The following is a 1,481-nucleotide window of genomic DNA, read 5'->3' as shown; positions in this document are numbered from 1 at the left end:
GAATATAACAATCTTCTCGTCCTATTTGCAGCAATGCTGCTTAAAGACCAGTTAAACTGTGGTGAACTGGCACATCGGAAAAGAACTGGGTATAATCGATGACATAACGACACCTGGCTGCCGACATAATCGGCGGTCTGTCTCGCAGGGAAACACGGGTAGATGGAACAACCATTGCATACACGTATGACAAAATTGGTAACCTATATCGAAGGCAGTAATCAAGTCAGGTGTGACTACAACGAACGCTCATCGACTCTATTGGTGTCGAGGCGTGAAAAGTTGGTTACTCCATTCGGTACAGGCTGGGTATGAGCTATACCAGCCAACGTATACCCTGGCGGCAGCCGACAAAGAAAAGCAAAAAGAGTTTGTCGAATCAACCTTCCCAAGGTTTAAAAAAATTACGAGAACGGCGAAATTGATCACTTATGGTTTGAAGATGAAGCCATGATTCGTGATTACCAAGCTATTCAGCATACATGGTTTGTTAAATAGAATCCTATCCTAAAGGTAAAATCACCCTGGCATTGGATAATGCCAGGGCACATCACGCCAAGGTGCTCGAGCGATTCCTTAAGAAGCAGCGCGACCGTCTTGAACTTATCTTTTTGCCTCCCTATAGTCCCGAACAGATTAACGAGGATAACGTCTACAAGGGATGAGCTCAGTGTATTAATCGAATACGAGAAAAAGACCGCCGAGGAATTCCGAGGCCACTGAAGAACTTAGTTTTTTTCAGACTTAATGATTCTGTAGCATAAAAAATGGCCAGTTGCTCTCGAAAACGAAGCAGATGGCCCATTTTTCTATGTAATGTTATTTTTTTAGTCTGTTAATTTGAGTATTCGTTTTAGATTAGCAGCAAATATCGCCATAGCTCCTTGCATCTCCATGCCTAATAGACCCGAGGATGTGGCTACATCATACCCGTTCCTGTTGTCAGAAGAAAATAAAGTGTTAGACTCGGAAAATAAAGTATTTTCTTTCAACACTTGTGCTTAAGTTCGCTATTCTTGGCTTCAATCTTGTAGCGTTCCTTCGACTTTCTTTGAAGTACTCACTTTCTTGAAACGCCATTTGTTCGGTGTGTTCGTTGGACTTTATCGTTACCGAATACGTTTTAGTTTTAGCTCCGTCTGTATAGGATTCTTCCTTGAATTTGGACATCGCTTGCACTTTTCCACATCGAAATAGTACGTATTCGCTTGGTTTTTGCTGATCATGAACTGCCCGCCAATTGTTAGACACGACTAACAATTGGAGGTGCAGTTTTTTTGCCTTATTACAGTATGTCTAGTATGGGGACAATTACGTTTTGTATGCATCTCTACCTAGGTATATTTTGAATGCAGCCCTACTTGGACTGTCATCGATTATACCCAGTTCTATTCCGATGTGCCAGTTCACCACAGTTTAACTGGTCTTTAAGCAGCATTGCTGCAAATAGGACGAGAAGATTGTTATATTCATTAGCATGT

At 41.7% G+C, this 1,481-nt stretch carries 1 protein-coding gene and 2 pseudogenes; 2 read left to right on the top strand and 1 reads right to left on the bottom strand.

Annotated features, from left to right (window positions below):
• Nucleotides 1-186 precede the first annotated feature (186 nt).
• Nucleotides 187-315, top strand: coding sequence for a hypothetical protein (locus BK127_RS46050; protein WP_372237430.1), 129 nt, complete (start codon nucleotides 187-189; stop codon nucleotides 313-315).
• A pseudogene (locus BK127_RS45505) lies at nucleotides 294-632 on the top strand (transposase); the annotation flags it as partial. The gene BK127_RS46050 and the pseudogene BK127_RS45505, both read left to right, overlap by 22 nt.
• A 195-nt stretch (nucleotides 633-827) precedes the next feature.
• On the opposite strand, the pseudogene BK127_RS42875 reads toward BK127_RS45505, so the two are convergent.
• Nucleotides 828-1,220, bottom strand: a pseudogene (locus tag BK127_RS42875) (hypothetical protein); the annotation flags it as partial.
• Nucleotides 1,221-1,481: the final 261 nt, after the last annotated feature.

This window comes from Paenibacillus sp. FSL H7-0331 (genome assembly GCF_001956045.1).
This window is presented reverse-complemented; position numbering and strand designations above follow the sequence as displayed.

Excerpts from the sequence above, each read along its gene's own strand:
- BK127_RS46050 (WP_372237430.1), top strand. The coding sequence starts at position 187 with ATGACAAAATTGGTAACCTATATCGAAGGCAGTAATCAAGTCAGGTGT.